Here is a 24,290-nt window from a genome sequence, read left to right as displayed (position 1 = left end):
AAAAATCATATATCGTAAAAATCAAAATGTAAAGTAAAATTTTTTCGAGGTGAATGTTCATGACGATAAAAATCGCATGTCTTCAGCTAGATATCGCTTTTGGCAATCCTAATGAAAACGAACGGCGCGTTGAAAGAGAGATAGAAAAAATTTCAAAAAATCACCCAGATATTATCGTCCTTCCTGAACTATGGACGACTGGCTATGACTTAACCAGACTCGATGAGATTGCCGATGAGGGCGGTATGCGTACAAAAGCGTTCATTCAAAAACTTGCCAAGTCGCATCATGTCAATATTGTCGCTGGATCAATTGCCAGAAAAACAGATCGCGGCGTCACCAATACGATGTACATCGCCGACCGAAACGGCATCATCGTTGGCGAATATAGCAAACTCCATTTGTTCCAGCTGATGGATGAACATCTTTACTTACAGCCAGGGGAAGAAATGGGATTGTTCACATTAGAAAACACTCGATGTGCAGGCGTCATTTGTTATGACATCCGCTTCCCAGAATGGATTCGCGTCCATATGGTCCAAGGGGCGGAAGTGTTATTTGTCGTCGCCGAGTGGCCGCTTCCTCGCCTTTCGCATTGGCGTACACTGCTTGCGGCGCGCGCGATTGAAAATCAATGCTACGTCATCGCGTGCAATCGCGCTGGAAGCGATCCAAACAATGTCTTTGCCGGTCATTCGCTGGTGGTTGACCCATGGGGAGAAATCATTGCAGAAGCAAATGAAGAACCTTGTACGTTAATGGCACAAATCGATCTTCAAAAAGTAAGAGAAGTGCGAAAACAAATCCCGATTTTTGCGGACCGCAGAGCTAACGACTACATCGCTGCAGAAAAAAATTTTTTAAAAAAGAGTTGACAAATCATTTCGTGACCATGTATGATTCGTATCAAGCATAAAACTTCAAAATTGCCAACATAGCGAAAATTAAAAAATTGAATATGCTGACATACTCTTATCAAGAGTTGGCTGAGGGAATTGGCCCAATGAAGCCCAGCAACCGACCGTAATACTATCGTGAGATAGGGCGCACTTTTTGGCGCCGGAAGTTCTCTACTTCCGCAGGGCACGGTGCTAAGTCCAACAGAAAGACTCGTTCTTTCTGAAAGATAAGAGGCGCGAAGATATGGAATCTTCAAGCCTCTTTCTATGCAGAAAGAGGCTTTTTAATTTACATGAAGGAGGAGTTTTACATTATGCCAGTTTCTCATCCAACGGTTTATGAACCATTAACGGAACAAGGCGCAATCTCTTTGACGGTCCGTCTCGGTCTTTTTCCGGAAGGAACACCGCTTGCCTGCCGCGAAATTGGCGACGGCAACTTAAATCTTGTTTTCCGCGTTGTCGATCAGCAAACAAAGAAAGGAATTATCGTAAAACAAGCGCTCCCGTACGCAAAAGTAGTCGGTGAAAGCTGGCCGCTCACATTAAAACGCGCTGTTATTGAAAGCAATGCGCTGCGCACATTCGCAAGCTATGTTCCGCAATACGTGCCAAAAGTATACTATTCCGATGAATCTTTGGCAATTACCGTTATGGAAGATTTATCTCACTTGCAAATCGCCCGCAAAGGGTTGATTGAAGGAAAAACATATCCACTTTTATCGCAGCATATTGGCGAATTTATCGCAAAGACATCGTTTTACACTTCCGACTTTGGCATGAATCAACAAGAAAAAAAACAACTGGCGCAAAGTTTTGTTAATCCGGAATTATGCAAAATCACCGAAGACCTTGTATTTACCGATCCGTTCTTTAATCATGAAACGAACAACTTTGAAGACGAGCTTCGCGATGATGTAGAAGCGCTTTGGAACGATGACAAGCTCCGCTTAGAAGTCGCCAAATTAAAGCGCAAGTTTTTAACCGAAGGAGATGCGCTCATCCACGGTGATTTGCATACTGGAAGCATTTTCGCCAGCGATGAAGAAACGAAAATCATTGATCCAGAGTTTGCGTTTTATGGCCCGTTCGGTTTTGACATCGGCCAATTTTTCGCAAACTTGCTGTTAAATGCGTTGTCCCGCCCAGAACAACAACAAGAACCGTTATTTGCTCATATCGACAAAACTTGGGATGTATTCGCGACAATCTTTTCTGATCTTTGGCGCACTCACAATGTAGAACCATATGCAAAAACAGAAGGATTGTTAGAAGACGTGCTGCATCACACGTTTATTGACGCGATCGGCTTTGCCGGATGTGAAGTCATCCGCCGCACGATTGGATTAGCACATGTCGCTGACCTTGATGGCATTGAGGATAAAGAGGAACGCTTACAAGCAAAACGTTATGCCCTTCGTCTTGGCAGAAGCCTCATTTTGCAACGTGAAACATTATCTAGCACTAAAGAAATCCGTTCCCTTTTCGCACAAACAGTGCTTGCAGCAACGAATTAACACAATGAAAGGAAGAACCATAATGGCAGAACCATTCGCAATCCCGCGCTCTGTGGAATGGAACGACACTCATATTACAATTTTAAATCAACAAAAGCTACCATTAGTGACGGAATATTTGGAATTAAAAGATATTGAAGATGTACGGGACGCAATCGTCACGTTAAAAGTACGCGGCGCACCGGCGATCGGCATTACGGCTGCTTACGGCCTCGCTCTTTCTGCACAGCAATATGAAACAGAATCACTGGAAAAATTTAAAGAGCACGTGCGAAAGGACCGCGACTACTTAGCAAGCTCTCGGCCAACTGCAGTGAACTTGTTTTGGGCATTAGACCGGCTTGTTTCCAGCATCGCCCACGTTTCCTCTGTTAACGAAGCAAAAACGACGCTCATCCATGAAGCGATTCGCATTCAAATTGAAGATGAAGATGTATGCCGCCGCATCGGAGAGCATGCGCTTTCCTTATTTCAAAACGGCGACCGCGTTTTAACCATTTGCAATGCTGGTTCGATCGCAACCGCCCGCTATGGCACGGCGCTTGCTCCGTTTTATTTAGCGAAAGAAAAAGGGATGAATCTTCATGTTTACGCGTCGGAAACTCGTCCGGTCCTGCAAGGAGCAAGATTGACGACGTGGGAATTGATGCAAGCGGGTGTAGACGTCACTCTTATTACCGACAATATGGCGGCGCAGACGATCAAGGCGAAAAACATTACCGCTGTCATTGTCGGCGCCGACCGAATTGCCGCCAACGGTGACACTGCCAACAAAATCGGCACCTTTGGACTGGCGCTGCTCGCTAAAGCGTTTGGCATTCCATTTTATGTCGCCGCGCCATTATCGACCATTGATTTAGCAACCAAAACAGGGGAAGAAATTCCGATTGAAGAACGCAATCCAGAGGAAGTGACGCATATCGCCGGAACGCGAATCGCTCCAGAAGGAGTAAACGTTTATAATCCAGCGTTCGATGTAACACCGCACGACCTTATCACGGCCATTATTACCGAAAAAGGGATCGTCCGCGGCAATTATGAAACTGAACTGCCAGCACTGTTTGCAAAGGAGGCTCGCCATGAAACAATTTAGACTTAACTATTTAGTCGCATTTCTTTTTTCCATTATCGTCATCCTTAGCGGCTGCATGAATGAACAAGACGCCGTCAGTTCGAAACCGGCCAAACAAGAAAACAGCACGGCCGAAGAAGCAAGCGAAACAACAGCTGCAACAACCGAACAAGCAGATATCCCTGAAGAATTAAAAAAACCAATAAAAATTGCCGCCATTATGCAAATGTCGATCGGCACGTTTTCTTCTCAGTATATCGCTGGCGTAAAAGAACAAGTGCAAAAATTTGGCGGCGAAGTGCAAATTTACAATGCGGATAACGACTTAACGAAAATGGCTTCCTATGTCGAAACAGCCATTACGCAAAACGTCGATGCGATTCTATTAGATCACGGACGCGCTGATGCGTTGGAAGGTCCGGTGAAAAAAGCAGTCGAAAAAGGCATTCCTGTTGTCGCATTCGATAACGATTTAAACATCCCAGGCGTAACAGTGATTGACCAAGATGACTACAGCCTTGCATGGAAAACGTTAAAAACATTGGCCGAAGACTTAAACGGCGAAGGAAACATCGTCACCATTTGGGTTGGCGGATTTACACCGATGGAACGTCGTCATGTGATTTACGATGCGTTTAAAAAACGCTATCCGAACATCAAAGAAGTGGCGAAATTCGGTACGGCCAGCGCCAATACCGCTTTAGACACACAAACGCAAATGGAAGCGATTTTGAAAAAATATCCGAATAAAGGCGATATTGACGCAGTGTTTGCGACTTGGGATGAATTTGCCAAAGGCGCAACGCGTGCGATCGAGCAAGCAGGACGCAATGAAATTAAAGTATATGGCATCGATTTAAGCGATGAAGATTTGCAAATGATGCAAAAGCCAAACAGCCCTTGGGTCGCTACAACAGCAACGGATCCAGCCGAAGTCGGTCGCGTTCAAGTTCGCTTTGCGTATCAAAAAATTGCTGGCGAGAAAACGCCAAACATTTATTCACTAGAACCGCATTTAGTCAAACGATCCGATTTGCCTAACCAACAAGTTTCGATGAATGAGCTTCATGAATACATTTCCGGCTGGGGGCAATCAAATGTTGCCATTTCCCCTTGGATGAAAACATTGGAAGCACAGGTGAAAAACAAATGAACGGTCTTTATATGAACAATATTTATAAATCGTTTGGCACGGTAAACGTATTAAACGGCGTGAATCTCCATGTACAAAAAGGAGAAGTTCACGCCCTTTTAGGGATGAACGGAGCTGGGAAAAGCACATTGATGAAAATTCTCGCCGGCGCCCTTTTTCCAGACAAAGGCACGATAACAATAGATGGAGAAGAGCGCCGATTTTCTTCTCCTGCTGATGCGAAAAAAGCAGGCATTGGATTAGTTGTTCAAGAGGTCGATACCGCCCTGTTTCCATCGCTGACCGTCTATGAAAATATTGCTGCTAGCGACATCGTTGATACAAAACAAAAGCCTCTTCTTTCATGGAAACAGCAAAAACATCGGGCCGCAAAGCTTTTGCGCCAAGTTGGTCTGTCGATTTCGCCAAACAAGCTTATTCGCGAATGCACCTTGCATGAAAAACAGCTCATCGTTTTAGCAAAAGTGCTCTCCTCATCGGCCCGATACATTATTTTAGATGAGCCGACCGCCGCGCTCAGTGAAACAGAGACGAAGCGGCTGTTTACAATTATCAACGATTTAAAAGCACAGGGAGTTTCATTCATTTATATTTCTCACAAATTGAAAGAGGTAAAAGAGATTTGCGACCGCGTCACCATCTTGCGTGACGGAAACGTCGTCCACCATGGCGATGTTTCCACCCTTTCACTAGAAGAAATGATTCAACATATGGTTGGACGCGTTTATACAACCGTGCAAAAAGAAGCACGCACATACAGTGATGACATTCTTTTCAAAGTGGAACAGCTGCGCATCGCGAAAACAGGCACAACCGTCGATTTGGAAATTCATAAAGGGGAAATCGTCGGCATTGCCGGACTTGCTGGAGCCGGGAAAACCGAACTCGCCGAAAGTCTAATCGCCCATACAAAAGCGACGGGAGAATGGTGGATCGATGGAAAGCGTTATACGTTCTCCTCGCCAAAAGAAGCGATTGCGGCTGGAATCTGCCTTATTCCGGAAGAGCGGAGAAAACAAGGGCTTTTCTTAGATGAAACAGTCCGTACGAATCTTACGGTTCGGCTATTATCATCATTAACAAAGTGGCAATGGGTGTTGCAAAAGAAAGAAACACAAGTTGCTCAACATTTAGTGGATGTATTACGAATTCATCCGCCTTTTCCGCAAGCGGTTGTCAAACAGCTAAGCGGCGGCAATCAACAAAAAGTCGTCATTGGCAAATGGTTAAAGACAAACGCTGATGTATTCATTTTTGATGAACCGACAAAAGGTATTGATGTCAACGCGAAACAAGAGGTATTTTCGATCATCCGCTCCCTCGCCGATGAAGGAAAAGCGATTTTATATTTAACGAGTGAATTTCAAGAACTGCTCGATATCGCTGATACGATTTATATCATGGTAGACGGACAGCTTGTTAAACGTGTTTCCGCGCGTGATATCACCTATGAACAATTGATTTATTACTGCAGCGGAGGTGATTTGGATGGCACAGCCGGCCGTTTCGATCGCCAAGAAAAAGCAAGCGCCATCTCTTCTTGAATTTTTATATAAACATGGAACACTGCTTGCCATTCTCGTTGTCATTGCTTATTTTGGCATTACTCTTGATCGGTTTTTTACGTATGAAAATTTCAGCGATATTTTACGGTCTATTTCCATCGTCACACTCGTCGCTATTGGCATCACCTTTTCTCTGATTGTGGATGGATTTGATTTATCTGTTGGTTCGACCGTCAGCCTAGCGACGATCGCAAGCGCCGCGGCACTCGTATTATACCGCCAGGAAATTCTAGTGACGTTGCTTGTTCCGCTTTTACTGGGAGTCGCCGTCGGCTTATTAAACTCGTTATTAATTGTGAAATTAAAATTGCCGGATTTACTGGCTACATTGGCGACAATGTATGCGATTAACGGCGTGCAGCTGACGTACACGAAAGGATTTTCCATTTACAACGACATGCCGCTTCCAGACGGAGGAACGGCGCCGGGCAAATTCATTCCTTCCTTTTTATTTATCGGTCAAGGGGAAGTATTCGGCATTCCGTTTTCTGTTTTATTAATGCTAGTGGTCGTCATTGCTGCTCATCTATTTTTAACATATACCAAACCAGGAAGATTGTTTTATATGACGGGAGAAAATCGGGAAGCAGCACGGCTTTCGGGAATCCCTGTCAATCGCTACCGCACTTACGCTTACGTGATCAGCGGATTTTTTGCCGCGCTCGGCGGGATTGTCCTCGCTTCCCGCATCGGAACAGGACAAGTATCAGCAGGAGCCTCCTTTTTAATGGATGGAGTAGCTGCCGCTTATATCGGCTTTTCCGTGTTTGGCGCGGGAAAACCGAACGTCATCGGCACGCTGTTTGGCTCGATTTTAATGGGGGTTCTGCTCAATGGACTAACGATGATGAACGTTCCGTATTACGCTCAGGATATCATTAAAGGGGCTATTTTAGTCGGGGCACTTGCGTTATCGCACATGCAAAAAAAATAGGAGCGTTTCCCCTTCTTAATCATAAACAAAGCTATCATTGCCGACAGTTGACGAGCGAAAAAAAGATGGCAATGATTAAAAGCCGGCCCAATTGCAAAAAACAAAGTGTACTACATCTAATTTGTTACATCACGCAGGCCGTAAAAAAACTAGAAGCAAGTGCTGCTTCTAGTTTTTTTATATCGTCCGATACCGTCTTTCCAACTGTAATAATCGTTCTTTTACATTTGTCCGGTTGCCAGCATATCCCGTAAGCGAACCATTTTTTCCAACCACTCGATGGCACGGAACGAAAATAGCCAGCTCATTTGCTCGATTTGCCTGTCCAACCGCCCGCACCGCTTTCGGGCGGCCGATTTTTTCAGCAATATCACTGTAGCTGACCGTCGTTCCGTACGGAATTTCACAAAGCGCCTGCCATACTTGTTCCTGAAATTCCGTCCCTTTCCATTTTAAAGGCAAGTGAAATGCTTTCCGTTTGCCATGAAAATATTCGTCAAGCTGTTGTACAGCGTTTTCTAATAAAGGAGAATTGCTTTTTATCATTTCATATTGTTGACGGAGCTGCTGCCAATCTTCCTCAAAAAGTTCAACACTTACAATCGCCTCGCCGTCGGATATAACGTAAATACAGCCAAGCAGATCTGACTTATATATGCTGTATTCCAGTTTCATGTTCATCCTCTTTCTCCACTCGTTCAATCGGAAGTGTGATATGAAACGTCGTACCAACGTCAACTTCACTTTCCACATCAATTTTTCCTTGATGTTCTTCAATAATTTTATAACTAACCATCAATCCAAGTCCAGTACCGCGTTCTTTCGTCGTATAAAACGGTTGGCCAAGCTTTTTGATTTTATCTTGCGGAATACCGCAACCTTGATCTGTAATGGAAATGCGGATATGACTATCATCAAGCCGATTAATTCGAACAGTAACCTCTCCGCCTTTTGGCATCACTTCAATCGCATTTTTTAATATATTAATAAACACTTGCTTCAATTGGTTCGGTTCGCAATAAATGAATGGGATATGCGGCGCGAAATCAGCGACAATTTGCACGTTATGCATCGTTGCTTGGGCGCTAATTAAATCGATCGTATCTTGCATGATTTTGCATACATCATTTTGTTGATATTGAATCGCCTGCGGTTTAGCAAGGACAAGAAATTCGGTAATGATCGATTCGATTCGCTTCAGTTCAGACATAATAACATTAAAGTACATGGAATAGTCCTCTTTAATACTTCCTTGTAATAATTGGATAAATCCTTTTAGCGCCGTCATCGGGTTGCGGATCTCATGAGCAATGCCCGCGGCAAGTTCCCCTACAACATTAAGGGTATCAGATTTTCTTAGCTGCAACTCCATTTCTTTTCTTTCAGTAATGTCACGCAGCATAATCATTCCTACACCTGGGATGATTTCCTTCTTTAGTGAAAACTCTACAATTTTTTGTTTCCCGCCATTTGAAAAATCCATCTCCGCATACGCTTCTCCCAAACGATCACATTGTTGAGCCAATTTATAGAAATGTTTCCGTGCTTTTTCCGGGATAAACGCTGTAATCGGCCGATGAAGCAATTGTTCTTTCGTTGCTTGAAAAATTTCACAAGCGATCGGATTCACATCTAAAATGTGATAACCTTCTCCCCATAATAATATTCCGTTCATAGAATGGTCAAAAATGCTGCGGAATTTTTGTTCACTCTCGCGCAGTTCCCTTTCCATTTTTCTCCGTTCTGTAACGTTGCGGAAAATAGTCAAATGATAGCCATCAATCGCTCCTTGCTTCATCGTAAACTCAAGTTGTTTATCTTGTCCATTTGGCATATGGAATGTTAATTCGTCGCGGATTTCTCCTTTTATGCGGAACTCCGCAAATACACGCTGTACTTTTTCATCATCGTGGTCAAGGAAATCAAGCAAATTTTTCCGAACAAGTAAATTCAGCGGCAGCTCAAACGTCCGGCTTGCGGCATGATTTGCGTTCAAAATATGCCCCTGGTCATCCCAAATCAAAATCGCCTCATGAGCTTGTTCAAAAATGGCACGAAATCTTTCTTCACTTTTTTGCAATTTTATTTCCATATTTTTCCTCTCAGTGACATCTCGCATAATCGCCATGTAAAAACCGCTATATACGTTTGATGTCGTTGTAAGTTCAAACATTTTTACCGTACCGTCAAAACGGACGAGCGACAATTCTCCTTTTGCCGTTCCTTTTTCTTTTAATTCAGCAAGAAGGCGCACAAAATCATCGGCACATTCTTTAGAGATAAACTGCTGAAACGATAATTTTAACAGCTTCTCTTTTTCTAAGTTTAAACTCATGCAAAAAGCAGGATTCACATCAATAAAACGGCCAAATTCATCGAAAATCACAATGCTATCTACCGCGCGGTTAAACACATCTTTAAATAGAAACTCATGAATAATCCGCTCTCTCTCAAGTGCTTTGTGAGCGGAAATATCACGCATAATTACTAAATCAAATTCGTTAAACGCGTCTTTTTTCATTGAAAACTCAATATGTTTCACTTTTCCGTTCCTTAGCTTTATGAGCAGCTCATCGCTAAATGAGCCAAATTTATGTAACATTGATTGCTGAAACATTAAAATATCCGGAGGGACTAAGTCAAGAAACATCGTCATCTTTTTTCCAATCAATTCATATTTCTCCATTTCGAATAGTTGACATGCCGCTTCATTCACATCCACAAATTCGCCATTTTTATTAAAAATGACAATCGCATCCAAAGATCGCTCAAAAATAATTGAATAGCCATTTAACCGTTCTTTTAACCGTCTATTTTCTTCTTCTAATGACTTTACATCCACTATCAAGCTTTGTTCTTCACGGGGAGAAAGGCTATTATTCATGTTTATCCCTCCTTCTCCAAACCATATCAAATTATTATATATTCTCTGCCGAAAAATTTACTCCTTCTGTTTATTCGAAAAATTCCATGAAAATAAATTTTTTCAATGTTCGACAAGTTTTTCTTCTTTTTCTTTTGTCTAAAATATGTTATATTGAAATGTTGTTTTACAATGCTCTCGTAAAGGGGTTTATTTCGATGAATATTATTTGTACGACATTAAACTCGAAATATATTCATACGAATTTAGCGATTCGCTACTTAAAGGCATACGCCCAGCCAGAGTTTGATATAAAGCTTGTCGAATATACGATTAAAGATCCGGCGATGAACATCGTGACCGACCTTTATCGAAGAAAACCAGATATTATCGGATTTAGCTGCTATATTTGGAATATCGAAGAAACCATTAAAGTCGTAAAAATGTTAAAAAAGATCGCTCCTGATATCACCATTGTCATTGGCGGTCCAGAAGTGTCCTATGACGTGCGCGAATGGATGGAAACCGTGCCGGAGTTTGATTTTATTGTCATCGGTGAAGGGGAAGAAACGTTTAAACAATTTTTGATGGAGATGCATGGAGATCGCAACTTCCACAACGTCCACGGGCTCGCGTTTCGCCATCATGGGGACATCTTTATTAATCCGCAGCGAAATAAAATTCGCTTAGCCGATATGCCATCACCATTTCGTTTTCCAGAAGATATTCCACATTTACCGAAACGCATTACGTATATCGAAACGAGCCGCGGCTGCCCGTTCAGCTGCCAGTTTTGCTTATCATCGATCGAAGTCGGAGTCCGCTATTTCGACCGGGAAAAAATTAAAGAAGATATCCGCTATTTAATGAAGCATGGAGCGCGCACGATTAAATTCGTCGACCGTACGTTTAACATCAGCCGAAGCTATGCGATGGATATGTTTCAATTTCTTATTGATGAACACGTTCCGGGAACCGTATTTCAATTTGAAATTACGGCAGACATTATGCGTCCGGAAGTCATCGAGTTTTTAAACAAAGAAGCACCACCAGGACTGTTCCGCTTTGAAATCGGTGTACAATCGACAAATGATGAAGTAAACCGGCTTGTCATGCGCAAACAAAATTTTGAAAAATTAACCCGCACTGTGATGATGGTGAAAGAAGGCGGAAAAATTGCTCAACATCTCGATTTAATTGCCGGACTTCCGGAAGAGGACTATACATCATTCCGAAAAACGTTTAACGACGTTTTCGCACTCCGTCCGGAAGAATTGCAGCTAGGCTTTTTAAAAATGCTTCGCGGCACCGGCCTTCGCCTGCGCGCAAAAGACTACGGCTACGTATTTATGGATCACGCACCATATGAAGTATTGCAAAATAATGTGCTTTCTTTTGATGACATCATCCGCATTAAACAAGTAGAAGATGTGTTAGAAAAATATTGGAATGCGCATCGGATGGATGAAACGATCGAATATTTAGTAACAAACGTATTCCCATCGCCATTTGATTTCTTCCAAGAATTTGGCACATACTGGGACGAACGCGGCTGGGCGAAAATCGGGCATCAGCTTGAAGACTTATTCCGCCGTCTACATGAATTTTTGCAGACAAAAAAACTGGATGAACTTCCAATCATTGAAGCGTTAATGAAATATGACTATTTACGCAATCAAAAACATAAGCCGCGCAAACCATGGTGGGAAGAAAAAACGGACAAATCGCTGCGTTCCTCGCTTTATCGCCAGCTACTCGAACATCCGGAACAATTAGGGAACGAATTCGTCTCACTGGAATTGAATGAAAAAAAATTATTTAAACATACGGTCATGGAAATAATCGAATTTGACATCGGCCATTATCTGAAAACAAAGGAAATACGTCTGACCCCAACGGTGATGATTGCTTATTTTGATCCCGTCCAATTGCAAACGAAAATTTTTTCCGCCCCGCTATCTTCCTTTTCAAATGCCGCAATAAAAAAGTAGGGTTTATCCCTACTTTTTCTTTTTCGCTTTTTTCTGTTGTTTTCTCTCTTCCATTAGCTGAAGCGGCTGATGGGCGTTAAAATCACCAAATTCAAACGCCATTTCCTCGCGTGCTTCGTTATGTTGGCGTTCTCGTTTTTCTTCTCTCATCTTCATTGTCCATCTCCTTGGCGCGCTTTTTTCGAATTGCGGTTCGCTCCGCGGCTCATGTCTTCTTCTCTCGCATACTGCGCTGCAAATTCTGTATCCGGTAAGCTTTCTGTCGGCGTTTTGTTATTGTTTTTCGCTGCATTAAACTTCACTTTTCGCTTCATTACTTACTCCCCCTCTCATGTTTATAAGCGATTAAGATGATTTCTTCTCCTGTTTCTTCACGCAACCGTTTTTCCAGCTCTTGCACTTTTTTTAACGTCTGCTCTTTCAGGTCAGCAACTGGAAATGAACTGTTTTTCAACGGGCATCACCCTTTGCCATTTTTCTTATTTTCCCTTAAACACTGTACGGTTTATTCATAACCATATATATTTTTGCTCACACTATAATTGAGGTGATATCCACATGGATCAAGATAAAAAAGTCGAATCGCCAATTCTTGATGAGACAATGCCTCATCAAATCCATGCTCCATCATTTAAGGGAACTGGCATAAAAACACAGCCTCCATTTGTCAATAAATATGGTGTCGTAATCGGCGACAGCAAATATAACTCGCCAAATTCACCGCTGAATCACTGGAGTGATGAGATCGATCCAAGCATTATGGCAGGCGATGAATGGGTGCACCCGACAAACGACATCGGCTGGAATACAGAAGAAAATCGCGAGCTTCTCGAAGCAAAACGGCGGTCCCAAAGGGTTCCGTTTATGCACCCAAGCATTGATACAAGTTATGGGCAAGATTAGCCTATCATTTCGAAACAAAATTATTTTCAAAAAGCAAAAAGGGATATCCTCACTATTGTGATATCCCTTTTCCTATGCTTGCTTTACGGTTTTATGCTCCTCCAATAGCCGCCAGCAATAAACTTGGAATAATCACTTTTTTTCTCCCCATCCGATCACTCATATATCCAGCGATTGGAATAAAAAATAATTGCCACAACCGAATACATCGTAATGAGTAAACTCGTTTTAATTGCTTTTCGATGATCGGCAACACCGGTATTAACATCGAATTTCCAAGCGACATCACTAGCGAAATAGAAGCAAGCGATGCAATCATCCCCCTTTTCCCGCCGATGTCCTTGCCTGTTTCGGCATTTGCTCTATCCATTCCATCATTCATACCTGCCTTTATTTATGTTACACGTTTATGTTTATCATTTCCGTTTTTTCATGAAGCATACAGTGCAAAAAATCTTGCCTACAATAAGACAAGATACATATTCTTCCATTTCCTATAATAATAATCATTTACTCCACACAACTTTCTCATCACAAATTTATACCAAACCTACCCTTAAAAACCTTTAATTCCCATTATACAACTATTCTAATTCCATATACTAAACATGCAACACATTTTAAACATGAGGAGGCTGAAAACAATGGCAAGATCAAGCAATAAATTGCTTGTTCCTGGAATTGAACAAGCGTTAGATCAAATAAAATATGAAATTGCCCAAGAATTTGGCGTACAATTAGGAGCAAATACGGTTTCTCGCGCAAATGGCTCTGTCGGTGGCGAAATTACAAAACGGTTAGTCGCACAAGCACAAAGCCAACTTTCCGGATCTGCTTTCCAAAAAACCGAATAAAATGGCGATTAAAGCCGAGTGAATGGACTCGGCTTTATTAATCGTTTTTCTCATTTTTATGTATATTTTCCTTTTCATGTTGACCACGTTCGAATGATTTTTCGAAGTTCTTGTCATAGTCTCGTTTCCAATGATGCTCGTCCTGTTTATTGTTTTTTTGATGATGTTTCCAATGATGATCATATGAGGATGAATGATTGCGGTGATGCTGGTTCTGGCTATCGCTCTTTTTTGGATAATGTTTCAGGTGGCGATCATCCGATCGATCGCTGTTATGATATTTATTATTTTTTGCGGATGATTTATGATTTTTGCCATTTTCACCCTGTTCCTTATCGTTACTTTTTTTTTGTTCATCTTTTTCCTCGAATGGATATTTCTTTTCATTACTATTATTTTCTTCCCGTTTCTGTTTATCTTTCTTTTGCAATGAATGGTTGTTCCCTCGATTCTTCTCATCTTTTTCGTTTAATGAATGGTTGTTCCTCCGATGTTCCCCCTTTTGATTACCGTTATCTTTATTTTTTTTCTGATTCTTCTCATCTTTTTTGTTTAATGAATGATTGTCCATCGGATATTCATTCTCTCCATCATTTTGTTCCAACGGTTTTTCTAGTTTTTTCGCTTTTGTCGACTCTGGTGAAACCGTCTTCATTTTTTGTTCAATTTGCAGCAGTTTTCCCGTTGTCACTCCCTTTTTTACCGCTTTATTTCGTACTTCCATCGTGCTTTCTTCTGTCTTTACGATAATGTTTTTCTGCTGATACGAATGTTGGATTTTCTTTAATTCTGTAGAAAGCTCCCGTGAAGATGCAGCACGGTGTTTTCTCTCCACCGCTGTAATCAATACTTGACCCCCTTCTTGCAAATATCCTTTTTGCATACTTAATTCAATAATTTCCATGGTAATATCAACAAACTCTTTTTTCTTCCAATGAGAAAGCTGTGAAACAATCCTTTTTCCTTCCTCGTTGTAAGCCTTTAATTTTAACACTTTTAGCTGCTCATCCACTCCAACTTCGATGCTTGGATTAATATCAATCGACATGTAAGCGTACACTTCATTAGAAGGAAAATGAAATAATGTTGTAACTAAAAGTACCACCGCCGCCACCAAGCTTGTTATGACATATCGAAATGAACGACGACGAACAATGGGCCTTTTTATCACCTGCGCTTCAATCTCTTCTCCTATTTCATAATCTCCATCTTTTTTTACTTGAATAAATTCCCCCTCAGTCGTTAATAATGTGACAAACTCTTCGTCTAATTCTAATACGATCCCTTTTTTCACGATGGAAGCACCCCTTTTATATAATCCTTTAAATAAACATAATCCCCAGCTAAAATAATCGCCACCGCAATAATATATTTTCTATTTCTCTCTATCGTTTTTCGGCTTACTTCGGCAATATTTTGCAGTTGTTTAATCGGTAATTGCTTTTTTCGAAAAAGCCATTCGAGCATTTCCTCATCTTCAACTAACAATTTAGCGACATTAATCGCATTTATTCGCGCATCTTTATGTTTTGGCGACTGTTCGATAAGGTCATGAAAATGAATCCCAAATTCCTTTAACACTTGTTGATAATGAATAATTTCTTCGCGACGATGTTCTTGCTCCACTTGCTTGTAAAATTCATCCATGGATAATTTCGTATCCAAGTATGTTTGGGCTGAATTTTCCTCATCTTCATTTGTATGTAAAATAATGTTCTTCTCTTTTGCTTCTTTGCGAATGTAATCGATTAAGCGCCTTTTAATAAGCAGTTCGGCAAAAGAAATAAACGAACCTCCTTTATGAGGTGCGTATTTTTCAATGGCTTCATTAAATGCGATTAAACCGATGCTTAGTTCGTCATCCCCTTCGTGAATAAATCGTTTGCACACATTTGAAACCGTCTTGGCAATAAAAGGTTTATATTGTTGAATTAATTGATTATGCAATACTTTATTTCCTTGTTGAATTTCATGAACTGTTTGCTCAATCGTTCTCTCCTTCTTTAATGAAAATAATATGCTAAACATGGATTCCACCCCATTTGTTAAAGAGACGAACTAGCCTCCCTAAGGATATCATTCGTACATGTTAGCGTAATTTTGATCGTCATTCAATCGGAAATTTGTTACATTTTCCTTATTAAGACTCCTTTATTAATAAGAAAAAAAGACCTTTGCCCTTAGGGCAAAGGTCCCTCTTAGCCATTTATTATCCTGATTTTTTCCTCTGTTGCTTCTTCTACATTATTCAGCGTGCTATGTTTGCGTCCATATAAGAAGTAAATGACAAGGCCGATTGCAAGCCATGATACGAAACCAATCCACGTCATTGGAGGAAGCTGAAGAACTAAATACCCGCAAAACGCAACGGCCAATAATGGAATAACTGGAACGAACGGAACCCGAAAGGCGCGTTTTAAATGCGGCTGCGTTTTCCGTAAAACAAGTACGCCGACGGAAACGGTAATGAACGCAAACAATGTGCCGATATTTGTCAATTCTGCAAGCTTATTTAAAGGTATCACTCCCGCAAATACCGAAACAATGATTCCTGTAAGCCAAGTGTTCACATATGGCACCTGCCGAACTGGATTCACTCTCGAGAATACTTTCGGAAGCAAACCGTCACGGCTAATTGCGTAAAATAGACGAGTTTGTCCATATAGCATAACAAGCAGCACCGTCGTAATCCCAGCAATCGCTCCTAACGAAATAAAACCGGCAACCCAATCTTGGTTGATATAGCTTAACGCAAAAGCAACAGGATTTTTTACATTTAATTGATCATACGGAACAATTCCTGTCAGTACAAGGGAAACAGCAATATATAACAAAGTACAAATAAATAAAGACGCAATAATTCCTATCGGCATGTTTCGCTGCGGATTGCGCACTTCTTCCGCCGCGGTCGAAACCGCGTCAAAGCCGATATATGCAAAAAAGACAGTTGCAGCGCCAGTTGCTACTCCGGAAAATCCAAACGGCATAAATGGCGACCAGTTTTCCGGTTTTACATACCATACACCGACAGCGAGGAACAATAATACGACAGCGACTTTAATCACAACCATAATCGCATTAAAACGGGCAGATTTTTTTACTCCAAGATTCAACAAAAATATAATGAAAAGAATAATACAAATTGCCGGTAAATCGATAAATGTTCCCTTTGCCGGATCATATGCGTTTGTCAATGCTTTTGGAAGCTCAATGCCAAATCCGGAAAGCAGTCCTTGGAAGTAACCAGACCATCCAACCGCCACTGCTGAAGATGCCACACCATATTCTAAGATTAAATCCCATCCTAAAATCCAAGCGATTAATTCCCCAAACGTCGCATAACTATATGTGTAAGCGCTGCCAGACACCGGCACTGTTGAAGCGAATTCCGCGTAACAAAGCGCGGCAAAAACGCAGGCAAGACCAGAAAGAATAAAGGAAAGTACAAGTGCAGGACCGGCGTGTTCGGCAGCGGCAACTCCCGTTAATACAAAAATTCCTGTACCAATAATAGCACCAATGCCGAGCATCGTTAAATCAAATGCTCCTAAATCTTTTTTTAAAGAGGCGCCTTTTCGGTCAGCTTCGTGTAAAAGCATCTGGATCGATTTTTTTCGAAACAAATTCATAAGATGTCTCTCCTTGTCGCTTTTTGTAGAAATTTGTTGAAGAGTACAATACAATAAGGATTTTACGCTATTCAATAATTTTTGTAAAGTTAGAAAATAACAAAAACAGCAAAAAAATTTTGCCATTTTAAGCGTTAAAGTTATAAATTTTTTCGCATCCATAATCCAAAGATATACAAAATTTATAATTTACAAATTTTTCAGATAACTATATAATAAAATTGTGACAATTTTATGAACAACGAAAGGAGGCGCATTGTTTCAATTTATTATCAAATAAAAATTAAGGGGGGATTTTCATGGCTGTGCAAGAGCGTTCTTTCGAAAACCGCTCGGCAATTGATTATAGCCAAATTGCTCAATCTTCATCTTTTCAACATCTCATGCGCGCAAAGAAAAACTTTATTTTGCCAGCAACGCTATTCTTCTTCGTGTTTTACTTTGCCCTTCCGGTTTTAACGTCTTATTCTAACGTGTTAAATTCTTCTGCGATCGGCCCAATTAGCTGGGCATGGGTGTTTGCATTTGCGCAATTTATTATGACATGGGCATTATGCATGCTTTACTCTAAGCGCGCAGCAAAATTTGATGAAATCGTCGAGCAAATGAAACAAGAAGCGAAAGAAGGAGGAAACTTGTAATGCATGGCTTAGCCTTTTTCCTCTTTTTAATCATTGTGGCTCTGACGCTGGTCATCACTTACTTCGCTTCAAAAAGAACAAGAACAACGAGCGAGTTTTACACAGCAGACAGCAGCTTAACAGGCTGGCAAAACGGTTTGGCCATTGCCGGCGACTATATGTCTGCTGCCTCATTCCTAGGAATTGCAGGAATGATTGCATTATTTGGATTTGACGGCTTTTTCTATAGTATTGGCTTCCTTGTTGCCTATTTAGTCGTTCTTTATATTGTCGCCGAACCGCTGCGCAACCTTGGAAAATATACGATGGCTGACATGATTGCAGCAAGGTTTGATGACAAAAAAGTGCGCGGTGTTGCCGCGCTGAATACGATTTCCATCTCCATTTTTTACATGATTGCTCAGCTTGTTGGAGCTGGCGGTCTCATTAAGCTATTATTAGGGATTGATTACGTTTACTCTGTCCTCATTGTTGGCGTACTCATGACGGTTTACGTCGTTTTTGGCGGCATGACGGCGACGAGCTGGGTGCAAATCGTGAAAGCAGTCTTGCTAATGGTTGGTACGTTTATCATTTCGATCATTGTCTTTGCGAAATTTGATTTCAACCTCATAAAAATGTTTAACGAAGTAAAAACAGCCACACCACTGGGCGAAGCATTCCTCAACCCTGGCAATAAATTTAAAGATCCGCTTGATACAATCTCATTAAATTTAGCACTCATCCTAGGAACAGCAGGGCTTCCACACATTTTAATCCGCTTCTTCACAGTAAAAGATGCACCAACTGCTCGCAAATCGGTCGTCTATGCCACATGGATTATCGGAATCTTTTACGTATTAACGATTTTCTTAGGATTTGGGGCCGCGGCCTTCGTTGGTTATGACAAAATTGTCGCCGCAAACCCTGCTGGAAACATGGCAGCTCCATTATTAGCCGAAGTGCTCGGCGGTGATTTCCTATTCGCGTTTGTATCGGCAGTCGCATTTGCCACTATTTTAGCTGTCGTTGCTGGACTTGTCCTATCAGCCGCGTCGGCATTTGCTCATGACTTTTATAGCCATATTCTTCGCCGCGGTGAAGCAACGGAAAAAGAACAGATGGTTGCGGCGCGCTGGGCGTCTGTTGGTGTATCCGTTTTATCCATTCTTTTAGCGTTATTCGCTCAAAAAATGAATGTCGCTTTCCTTGTCTCATTGGCATTCGCTGTTGCCGCGAGCGCCAACTTGCCGATTATCGTATTAACGATTTTCTGGCGTCGTTTTAATACAACAGGAGCTATTGCAGGAATGCTTGTTGGATTATTCAGTGCGTTGTTGCTCGTCTTCTTTAGCCCAAACGTTTGGTCACCGGAACCGGGAGCTGCTATTCTTGTCGGTGAACCGCTCTTTAAACTTGCAAACCCTGGTATCGTTTCAATACCATTAGGATTCATCGCATCGATTGTTGGCACACTTCTTTCCTCGAAAAACGCCGACAGCAAGAAATTTGATGAAATTCTTGTGAAAGCGAATACAGGAATAAAAGAATTAGCAAACTAACGCAATGAACCATTCTTCTGGATTGGAAAGAGCGCATCCTTTCCAATCCAGCTTCTTTTTACTCTTGCCACTATTTGTGTTCTTATTGCCCTATTTCAGTTATCCGCGGTCTATCCAACAAAGTCTTCTTTAATTTGCAATAAGAAAGCCCGAACACTAAGATTCATGTTCGGGATGAGAAGTTAAGCGTGGTACACTTTAGCATAACTTGTATAAATATCTACTTGCTGCCGATCGACATCATAACCGATGCCCGGCTTTTCCGGTACTGTAATCGTTCCATGATGAACAGTGACTTCAGGAACGATAATATCTTTCGTCCAGTAATGGGAAGAAGCGGCTGTATCACCAGGCAACGTAAAATTATCTAATGTCGTAATGGCAATATTGTGCGCTCTTCCGACACCAGCTTCTAACATGCCGCCGCACCAGACAGGAATATCGTTCTCCTTACAAATATCGTGAATACGCTTCGCCTCCGCCAATCCTCCGACACGGCCAATTTTTATATTGATAATTCGACAACTGCCAAGCTGAATGGCTTTCCTTGCATCTTCAGCGGAATGAATGCTTTCATCTAAACAGATTGGCGTATTTAACTGTTCCTGCAATGTTGCATGATCTACGATATCATCAGGAGCAAGCGGCTGTTCAATCATCATTAGCTGAAACTCATCTAGCGCCTTTAGTCGATCGATATCTTCTAACGAATAAGCAGAGTTTGCATCGACCATGAGCGGAACATCTGGAAAACGACGACGAACTTCCCGAACAACCTCAACGTCCCATCCGGGTTTAATTTTTATTTTGATGCGCCGATACCCTTCTTGTACGTACCGTTCGATAATACGCAATAGATCATCGATGCTTTTTTGAATCCCAATGCTTACCCCTACTTCAATACGATTCTTATTTCCACCGAGTGCTTTATGTAACGGCAGTTGCTGTCTTTTCGCAAATAAATCCCATATTGCCCCTTCTATCGCCGCTTTTGCCATTTGATTTTTGCGAATGACGGAGAAACGTTGCCGCAACTCTTCTGGGTGAGCAATTGGCGCTTGAAATAAAAGAGGCAATAAAAAATCTTCTATCATATGCCAATTCGTTTTTACGGTTTCTTCATTATACCAAGGTGAAGGGAAGGCCACCGATTCCCCCCATCCTGATAACCCATCTTCATCCATCGCTTCCACTAAAATAAACTCCTTCTTTTGAAACGAACCGAAACTTGTGGTAAACGGTGACTTTAGTTCCATTTGTAAGTGGCGCAGTATGACTCGTTTCACTTTTATTCCCATAAAAAATTCCTCCTCATTATAGCGGCAATTCGTTGCGCTTAACGCAAACATAGTACAAAACAGGCTCATCATCTTTTCGAAGTATATGCGCAACGGCCCATCCTTCACGGAAGAGGCGAACAAAAACATCACGCGTCTTATAGCGCCAATCAAGCGCTAATTCATGATCTGTCTCTTTTAATCGTTGAAACTGAAGAGGAATAGGCACAAGCAAAAACGGCTGGTCATGATGAATAGGTTCCTCTTTCCAAATCGCTTCTGGATCACCGGTGTTGTTTTGTTTCCAATCAAGCACCATCTTTTCTGGCGACCACTTCAGTCTTGAAAAAAAGCGGTCTCTCTCTTGTAAATATCGGCTCCCTAGAAGCCACTCCACAATAAATCGATCCGACGGTAAATGCTTATTTAGAGCATCATCCATTTCACCGTAACAATTTTCGATATACTGTGAGCAAATCGCTCCTAACTTTGCAATGTTAAGATAGCCGTTTCTGCTTTGGAGCGGATCGTATGTCCAACGAATCGTACGATATCCCTGCTTGATTGCTTCTTGTGCCTGTTTCATTTTTAACATATAACCTATTCCTTGATCACGAAATGGTTCAGCAATCCCGAGCATATGCGAACAAAGATACGTTTCCCCATCTTGATATCCGGGAAAACTATACACAAATCCGACCATTTTTCCATCAATAAAAGCACCGATAATAATGCCGCCGTTTTTCGCCACCGTTAACGTTTGATGGGTAGGAATTGGGCTTGTTCCCCACACTTCCGCTTCTAGTTGCGCCATTTCTTCAAGTTGTTCGATCGTGTCAATTTTTTGTAGTGAGATATGCACTTTCTGTCTCCCCTCGTGGTGTAAAATGCTCAAACGTTTCCATAATGACTCTTGCTAATATTTCAATACCAGATAATAAATCTTCGCGGCGGAACGTCATTTGCGGATGGTGCAATCCCGGTTTTAAATCACAACCAAGCCCTAGCATCGTCGTTTTTAACTGTGGTTTCATCAATGAATAAAAATGGAAATCTTCCCCACCTGAAGTGACTACTGGCGGCAGACATTTTTCTTCTCCTAACGTAGCAACAATGGCACGCTCCATTAATTGCTGTGCTTGTGGATGCGGCCGCGCAGCGGCAATACGAACTCCTGAACGAAGCTGAATATCCGCATCATAAATAGATGCAATCCCTTTCACCACGTGATTCAATCCTTCTACCAACTGTTCCATCGCCTCGTTCGTTTGCGCTCGCAAATCAAGCGAAAATTCCGCATGATCTGGAATGATGTTCGCATTTTTTTCTCCTGCGTGAAATCTTGTCATTTTGATCGATGCAGGCACTTGTGGATCAATATGGATTTTGCTCAGCTCTTGTACGATCGCACTCCCAACTTCAATGACATTGACTCCAAGGTGCGGTCTTGCCGCATGCGCGGCAACTCCTTTAATTTCTCCATCAATGCATTGCGCTGCTCCGTGCAAAATCGCGGGAACAGCATAACCGCTTTTTACTTCTTGAATCGGCCGCAAATGAACACCGTATAAAAAGTCAATATCATCAATAACTCCTTTTTCCAAAAACTTCAATGCTCCTGTTCCTTTTTCTTCTGCTGGTTGAAAAAGAAACCTCAATGTTCCAGGCGGCTTATAACCGATGCGATTAAACAGTTTGGCAACCCCTAATACCATTGTCATATGTGCATCATGCCCACATGCATGGTTTGCTTGCCATGCTCCATTTACTTCTTGCCAAAGCGCATCCATATCGCTGCGCAATCCGACTGTAAACGGCCCGCTGCCGATTTCCCCAATCACTCCCGGACAATCGGAAAACGTGTTGGCACGATATCCTTCTTGAATCAGTTGCTGCTTAATAAACTCCGTCGTTTTCCACTCTTCCCAACTAACTTCCGGATGACGATGAAGGTGGTCAAAAATCTCCCATAATTCTTCCTTCATCGCATGAATCATTTCTCTCATTATGCTCTCCCCCGATGATATATTTGCAAACAATGGCGAAACATCAAATGTGCTTCGAAAATAGTTGTTACACATATTATAATATTCAAAAAAAATGTTGCAACCTGTGCAAGTTAATTAACGAACAAAAAACGGTTTACGTTCATAACAGCAGCACAAAAAAATCCTACCTCTCTTTGTAGAGAGTTAGGATTTCCACTTCCGTTTGACAAGCTGATTAATCACTTCAGAAAAAATCAATCCCATGGCAATCACTCCAGAAATCATAAACGCTTTCGCCGCGAGCGATATCGCCGTATTGTAGTCGTTGAAAACGACGTGGCGCATCGCTTCAAACGCCAATCCTCCTGGGACAAGCGGAATAATTCCGGAAACACTAAAAATCGTAACTGGCGTCTTATATATTCTTGCAAATATGGTGCTGATCATCGCAACAAAGAAAGCCGCAATAAACGTAGCGGCAACACCATTTAATTGATGTTCGGCAAATAAAAAATAAATCATCCATCCAACCATTCCGACAAATCCGCTATTGATTAACAATTTCTTTGGAATGTTAAAAATAATCCCAAACGCTGCTGAAGCAATAAAACTTGTTAATATATGTTGTATGATCATCCGCAATTCCCCTTACGATTAGCCAATCGACAAAATAAGCGCAATACCGGTGCCGATCGCGAACGCTGTTAAAAATGCTTCCGCACCTTTAGACAACCCAGCGAGAAAATGTCCCGCCATTAAATCACGCACCGCGTTTGTAATCACTAGTCCCGGCACTAACGGCATGACAGATCCAATAATGATTTTATCTAAATTCGCCCCCAACCCAATCGCAACAAGAATCAAGGCCAATCCACCGCTGATAAACGACGCAAAAAATTCAGCGAAAAATCGTATTTTCACAAGACGGTGAATCATCTCAAAACAATAAAATCCTGCTCCTCCGGCAAGAAACGAAGGAAAGAAGTTGTTCCATCCTCCAAACATGACAGCAAAACATCCGCTGGCAATCGCCGCTGCTGCTACTTGCTGTGAAAGGGAGTAAGCAAACTTTTGTTTTTCCACTTCTTTTAACTGTGTATATGCCTCATCCAGTGATAATTCTCCATTGCTGATGCGACGGGAAATATTGTTCACAAGCGCGACTTTTTGCAAATCTGTCGAACGTTCCACAATCCGAATAAACTGCGTGGAATTCATTCGATCAATCGAAAAAATAATTCCTGTCGGCGTGACATAACTGTGCGAACGGGGAATGCCAAAGGAAGCAGCAATACGCATCATTGTATCTTCCACACGATATGTTTCCCCGCCGCTTTCGAGCATAATTTTTCCCGCAAGTAGACAAAGGTCTACAATATCGTTTGTACGGTCATGGTAAGTCGGCATTCTCTATCTCTCCATTCATGCTTCATTTGTGATATTACAAAAAAATATAACGCTAG

Annotated in this window: 25 protein-coding genes and 1 riboswitch; of the genes, 11 read left to right on the top strand and 14 right to left on the bottom strand. The window is 41.7% G+C overall.

Annotated features, from left to right (window positions below; all coding sequences use genetic code 11):
- Nucleotides 1–59 precede the first annotated feature (59 nt).
- From DER53_RS08865 to DER53_RS08840, 6 genes are all read left to right on the top strand, one after another.
- A complete protein-coding gene (locus DER53_RS08865) occupies nucleotides 60–875 on the top strand; it encodes a carbon-nitrogen family hydrolase (protein WP_012749524.1) in 816 nt (271 codons plus the stop codon).
- A gap of 94 nt (nucleotides 876–969) precedes the next feature.
- A riboswitch (SAM riboswitch) is annotated at nucleotides 970–1,133 on the top strand.
- Nucleotides 1,134–1,213: 80 nt separating this feature from the next.
- Nucleotides 1,214–2,416: an S-methyl-5-thioribose kinase gene (gene mtnK, locus DER53_RS08860; RefSeq protein ID WP_062753674.1), complete on the top strand. Its 1,203-nt coding sequence runs from the start codon at nucleotides 1,214–1,216 to the stop codon at nucleotides 2,414–2,416.
- A gap of 22 nt (nucleotides 2,417–2,438) precedes the next feature.
- A complete protein-coding gene (gene mtnA, locus DER53_RS08855; protein ID WP_062753676.1) occupies nucleotides 2,439–3,509 on the top strand; it encodes an S-methyl-5-thioribose-1-phosphate isomerase in 1,071 nt (356 codons plus the stop codon).
- The gene (locus DER53_RS08850) at nucleotides 3,496–4,641 is read left to right on the top strand and encodes a sugar ABC transporter substrate-binding protein (protein WP_062753678.1); all 1,146 of its coding nucleotides are present in this window, start codon (nucleotides 3,496–3,498) and stop codon (nucleotides 4,639–4,641) included. The genes mtnA and DER53_RS08850 overlap by 14 nt, the downstream gene beginning before the upstream one ends.
- The gene (locus tag DER53_RS08845; RefSeq protein ID WP_012749520.1) at nucleotides 4,638–6,185 is read left to right on the top strand and encodes a sugar ABC transporter ATP-binding protein; all 1,548 of its coding nucleotides are present in this window, start codon (nucleotides 4,638–4,640) and stop codon (nucleotides 6,183–6,185) included. The genes DER53_RS08850 and DER53_RS08845 overlap by 4 nt, the downstream gene beginning before the upstream one ends.
- A complete protein-coding gene (locus tag DER53_RS08840) occupies nucleotides 6,130–7,140 on the top strand; it encodes an ABC transporter permease (RefSeq protein ID WP_062677650.1) in 1,011 nt (336 codons plus the stop codon). The genes DER53_RS08845 and DER53_RS08840 overlap by 56 nt, the downstream gene beginning before the upstream one ends.
- Nucleotides 7,141–7,317: 177 nt before the next feature.
- Here the strand turns inward: DER53_RS08840 and DER53_RS08835 are convergent, their stop codons facing one another.
- Complete coding sequence (locus DER53_RS08835; RefSeq protein ID WP_062753680.1) at nucleotides 7,318–7,815, bottom strand: methylated-DNA--[protein]-cysteine S-methyltransferase; 498 nt, start codon at nucleotides 7,813–7,815, stop codon at nucleotides 7,318–7,320.
- The gene (locus DER53_RS08830) at nucleotides 7,790–10,024 is read right to left on the bottom strand and encodes a PAS domain S-box protein (RefSeq protein WP_062753682.1); all 2,235 of its coding nucleotides are present in this window, start codon (nucleotides 10,022–10,024) and stop codon (nucleotides 7,790–7,792) included. Before DER53_RS08830 ends, DER53_RS08835 begins: the two co-directional genes overlap by 26 nt.
- Nucleotides 10,025–10,221: 197 nt before the next feature.
- Between DER53_RS08830 and DER53_RS08825 the strand changes: the two genes are divergently transcribed.
- Nucleotides 10,222–11,994 (top strand): B12-binding domain-containing radical SAM protein, encoded by a 1,773-nt coding sequence (locus DER53_RS08825; RefSeq protein WP_062753684.1) that lies wholly within the window; start codon nucleotides 10,222–10,224, stop codon nucleotides 11,992–11,994.
- 9 nt (nucleotides 11,995–12,003) lie between these two features.
- Here the strand turns inward: DER53_RS08825 and DER53_RS08820 are convergent, their stop codons facing one another.
- The 3 genes from DER53_RS08820 to DER53_RS08810 are packed head-to-tail and all read right to left on the bottom strand — an operon-like array spanning nucleotide 12,004 to nucleotide 12,448.
- Nucleotides 12,004–12,150 (bottom strand): hypothetical protein, encoded by a 147-nt coding sequence (locus DER53_RS08820; protein ID WP_012749515.1) that lies wholly within the window; start codon nucleotides 12,148–12,150, stop codon nucleotides 12,004–12,006.
- A complete protein-coding gene (locus DER53_RS08815; RefSeq protein WP_167317821.1) occupies nucleotides 12,147–12,308 on the bottom strand; it encodes a hypothetical protein in 162 nt (53 codons plus the stop codon). The genes DER53_RS08820 and DER53_RS08815 overlap by 4 nt, the downstream gene beginning before the upstream one ends.
- Nucleotides 12,308–12,448, bottom strand: a complete 141-nt coding sequence (locus tag DER53_RS08810) for a hypothetical protein (protein ID WP_167317820.1) — start codon at nucleotides 12,446–12,448, stop codon at nucleotides 12,308–12,310. The genes DER53_RS08815 and DER53_RS08810 overlap by 1 nt, the downstream gene beginning before the upstream one ends.
- Before the next feature lie 104 nt (nucleotides 12,449–12,552).
- On the opposite strand from DER53_RS08810, the gene DER53_RS08805 reads away from it, so the two are divergent.
- Entirely contained in the window at nucleotides 12,553–12,897 is a 345-nt protein-coding gene (locus DER53_RS08805; protein ID WP_012749512.1) for a DUF3905 domain-containing protein, read from the top strand.
- 91 nt (nucleotides 12,898–12,988) lie between these two features.
- Here DER53_RS08805 and DER53_RS08800 read toward each other — a convergent pair whose 3' ends face one another.
- Nucleotides 12,989–13,267, bottom strand: coding sequence for an MFS transporter (locus DER53_RS08800; protein WP_062753686.1), 279 nt, complete (start codon nucleotides 13,265–13,267; stop codon nucleotides 12,989–12,991).
- Nucleotides 13,268–13,541: 274 nt separating this feature from the next.
- On the opposite strand from DER53_RS08800, the gene DER53_RS08795 reads away from it, so the two are divergent.
- Complete coding sequence (locus tag DER53_RS08795; RefSeq protein ID WP_012749511.1) at nucleotides 13,542–13,751, top strand: alpha/beta-type small acid-soluble spore protein; 210 nt, start codon at nucleotides 13,542–13,544, stop codon at nucleotides 13,749–13,751.
- Nucleotides 13,752–13,788: 37 nt separating this feature from the next.
- On the opposite strand, the gene DER53_RS08790 is transcribed toward DER53_RS08795, so the two are convergent.
- The 3 genes from DER53_RS08790 to bcaP all read right to left on the bottom strand — a co-directional run bounded on the left by DER53_RS08790 (nucleotide 13,789) and on the right by bcaP (nucleotide 17,380).
- Nucleotides 13,789–15,045: an anti-sigma-I factor RsgI family protein gene (locus DER53_RS08790; protein ID WP_062753688.1), complete on the bottom strand. Its 1,257-nt coding sequence runs from the start codon at nucleotides 15,043–15,045 to the stop codon at nucleotides 13,789–13,791.
- Nucleotides 15,042–15,788 (bottom strand): RNA polymerase sigma factor SigI, encoded by a 747-nt coding sequence (sigI, locus tag DER53_RS08785; RefSeq protein WP_233131633.1) that lies wholly within the window; start codon nucleotides 15,786–15,788, stop codon nucleotides 15,042–15,044. The genes DER53_RS08790 and sigI overlap by 4 nt, the downstream gene beginning before the upstream one ends.
- A gap of 161 nt (nucleotides 15,789–15,949) precedes the next feature.
- A complete protein-coding gene (gene bcaP, locus DER53_RS08780; protein ID WP_062753689.1) occupies nucleotides 15,950–17,380 on the bottom strand; it encodes a branched-chain amino acid transporter BcaP in 1,431 nt (476 codons plus the stop codon).
- A 299-nt stretch (nucleotides 17,381–17,679) separates the two neighbouring features.
- On the opposite strand from bcaP, the gene DER53_RS08775 reads away from it, so the two are divergent.
- Both DER53_RS08775 and DER53_RS08770 read left to right on the top strand, forming a co-directional pair.
- A complete protein-coding gene (locus DER53_RS08775; RefSeq protein ID WP_012749507.1) occupies nucleotides 17,680–18,021 on the top strand; it encodes a DUF485 domain-containing protein in 342 nt (113 codons plus the stop codon).
- Entirely contained in the window at nucleotides 18,021–19,562 is a 1,542-nt protein-coding gene (locus DER53_RS08770) for a solute symporter family protein (RefSeq protein ID WP_012749506.1), read from the top strand. The genes DER53_RS08775 and DER53_RS08770 overlap by 1 nt, the downstream gene beginning before the upstream one ends.
- Before the next feature lie 182 nt (nucleotides 19,563–19,744).
- Here DER53_RS08770 and menC read toward each other — a convergent pair whose 3' ends face one another.
- The 5 genes from menC to DER53_RS08745 form a co-directional block, all read right to left on the bottom strand.
- Nucleotides 19,745–20,860, bottom strand: coding sequence for an o-succinylbenzoate synthase (menC, locus tag DER53_RS08765; RefSeq protein WP_062753692.1), 1,116 nt, complete (start codon nucleotides 20,858–20,860; stop codon nucleotides 19,745–19,747).
- Between the two features lie 16 nt (nucleotides 20,861–20,876).
- A complete protein-coding gene (locus tag DER53_RS08760; protein ID WP_062753694.1) occupies nucleotides 20,877–21,701 on the bottom strand; it encodes a GNAT family N-acetyltransferase in 825 nt (274 codons plus the stop codon).
- The gene (locus DER53_RS08755; RefSeq protein ID WP_062753696.1) at nucleotides 21,676–22,845 is read right to left on the bottom strand and encodes a M20 peptidase aminoacylase family protein; all 1,170 of its coding nucleotides are present in this window, start codon (nucleotides 22,843–22,845) and stop codon (nucleotides 21,676–21,678) included. Before DER53_RS08755 ends, DER53_RS08760 begins: the two co-directional genes overlap by 26 nt.
- A 186-nt stretch (nucleotides 22,846–23,031) precedes the next feature.
- Nucleotides 23,032–23,463 (bottom strand): threonine/serine exporter family protein, encoded by a 432-nt coding sequence (locus DER53_RS08750; protein ID WP_062753698.1) that lies wholly within the window; start codon nucleotides 23,461–23,463, stop codon nucleotides 23,032–23,034.
- A gap of 18 nt (nucleotides 23,464–23,481) precedes the next feature.
- The gene (locus DER53_RS08745; RefSeq protein ID WP_012749501.1) at nucleotides 23,482–24,234 is read right to left on the bottom strand and encodes a threonine/serine exporter family protein; all 753 of its coding nucleotides are present in this window, start codon (nucleotides 24,232–24,234) and stop codon (nucleotides 23,482–23,484) included.
- Nucleotides 24,235–24,290 lie beyond the last annotated feature (56 nt).

This window comes from Parageobacillus toebii NBRC 107807, from assembly GCF_003688615.2.
In the GTDB taxonomy this organism is placed as follows: Bacteria; Bacillota; Bacilli; order Bacillales; family Anoxybacillaceae; genus Parageobacillus_B; species Parageobacillus_B toebii.
The sequence above is the reverse complement of the archived record's forward strand: the minus strand, read 5'-3'. Positions and strand labels throughout refer to the sequence as shown.

Excerpts from the sequence above, each read along its gene's own strand:
- DER53_RS08865 (WP_012749524.1), top strand. The coding sequence starts at position 60 with ATGACGATAAAAATCGCATGTCTTCAGCTAGATATCGCTTTTGGCAAT.
- mtnK (WP_062753674.1), top strand. The coding sequence starts at position 1,214 with ATGCCAGTTTCTCATCCAACGGTTTATGAACCATTAACGGAACAAGGC.
- mtnA (WP_062753676.1), top strand. The coding sequence starts at position 2,439 with ATGGCAGAACCATTCGCAATCCCGCGCTCTGTGGAATGGAACGACACT.
- DER53_RS08850 (WP_062753678.1), top strand. The coding sequence starts at position 3,496 with ATGAAACAATTTAGACTTAACTATTTAGTCGCATTTCTTTTTTCCATT.
- DER53_RS08845 (WP_012749520.1), top strand. The coding sequence starts at position 4,638 with ATGAACGGTCTTTATATGAACAATATTTATAAATCGTTTGGCACGGTA.
- DER53_RS08840 (WP_062677650.1), top strand. The coding sequence starts at position 6,130 with ATGGCACAGCCGGCCGTTTCGATCGCCAAGAAAAAGCAAGCGCCATCT.
- DER53_RS08835 (WP_062753680.1), bottom strand. The coding sequence starts at position 7,815 with ATGAAACTGGAATACAGCATATATAAGTCAGATCTGCTTGGCTGTATT.
- DER53_RS08830 (WP_062753682.1), bottom strand. The coding sequence starts at position 10,024 with ATGAATAATAGCCTTTCTCCCCGTGAAGAACAAAGCTTGATAGTGGAT.
- DER53_RS08825 (WP_062753684.1), top strand. The coding sequence starts at position 10,222 with ATGAATATTATTTGTACGACATTAAACTCGAAATATATTCATACGAAT.
- DER53_RS08820 (WP_012749515.1), bottom strand. The coding sequence starts at position 12,150 with ATGAAGATGAGAGAAGAAAAACGAGAACGCCAACATAACGAAGCACGC.
- DER53_RS08815 (WP_167317821.1), bottom strand. The coding sequence starts at position 12,308 with ATGAAGCGAAAAGTGAAGTTTAATGCAGCGAAAAACAATAACAAAACG.
- DER53_RS08805 (WP_012749512.1), top strand. The coding sequence starts at position 12,553 with ATGGATCAAGATAAAAAAGTCGAATCGCCAATTCTTGATGAGACAATG.
- DER53_RS08800 (WP_062753686.1), bottom strand. The coding sequence starts at position 13,267 with ATGGATAGAGCAAATGCCGAAACAGGCAAGGACATCGGCGGGAAAAGG.
- DER53_RS08795 (WP_012749511.1), top strand. The coding sequence starts at position 13,542 with ATGGCAAGATCAAGCAATAAATTGCTTGTTCCTGGAATTGAACAAGCG.
- bcaP (WP_062753689.1), bottom strand. The coding sequence starts at position 17,380 with ATGAATTTGTTTCGAAAAAAATCGATCCAGATGCTTTTACACGAAGCT.
- DER53_RS08775 (WP_012749507.1), top strand. The coding sequence starts at position 17,680 with ATGGCTGTGCAAGAGCGTTCTTTCGAAAACCGCTCGGCAATTGATTAT.
- DER53_RS08770 (WP_012749506.1), top strand. The coding sequence starts at position 18,021 with ATGCATGGCTTAGCCTTTTTCCTCTTTTTAATCATTGTGGCTCTGACG.
- menC (WP_062753692.1), bottom strand. The coding sequence starts at position 20,860 with ATGGGAATAAAAGTGAAACGAGTCATACTGCGCCACTTACAAATGGAA.
- DER53_RS08755 (WP_062753696.1), bottom strand. The coding sequence starts at position 22,845 with ATGAGAGAAATGATTCATGCGATGAAGGAAGAATTATGGGAGATTTTT.
- DER53_RS08750 (WP_062753698.1), bottom strand. The coding sequence starts at position 23,463 with ATGATCATACAACATATATTAACAAGTTTTATTGCTTCAGCAGCGTTT.
- DER53_RS08745 (WP_012749501.1), bottom strand. The coding sequence starts at position 24,234 with ATGCCGACTTACCATGACCGTACAAACGATATTGTAGACCTTTGTCTA.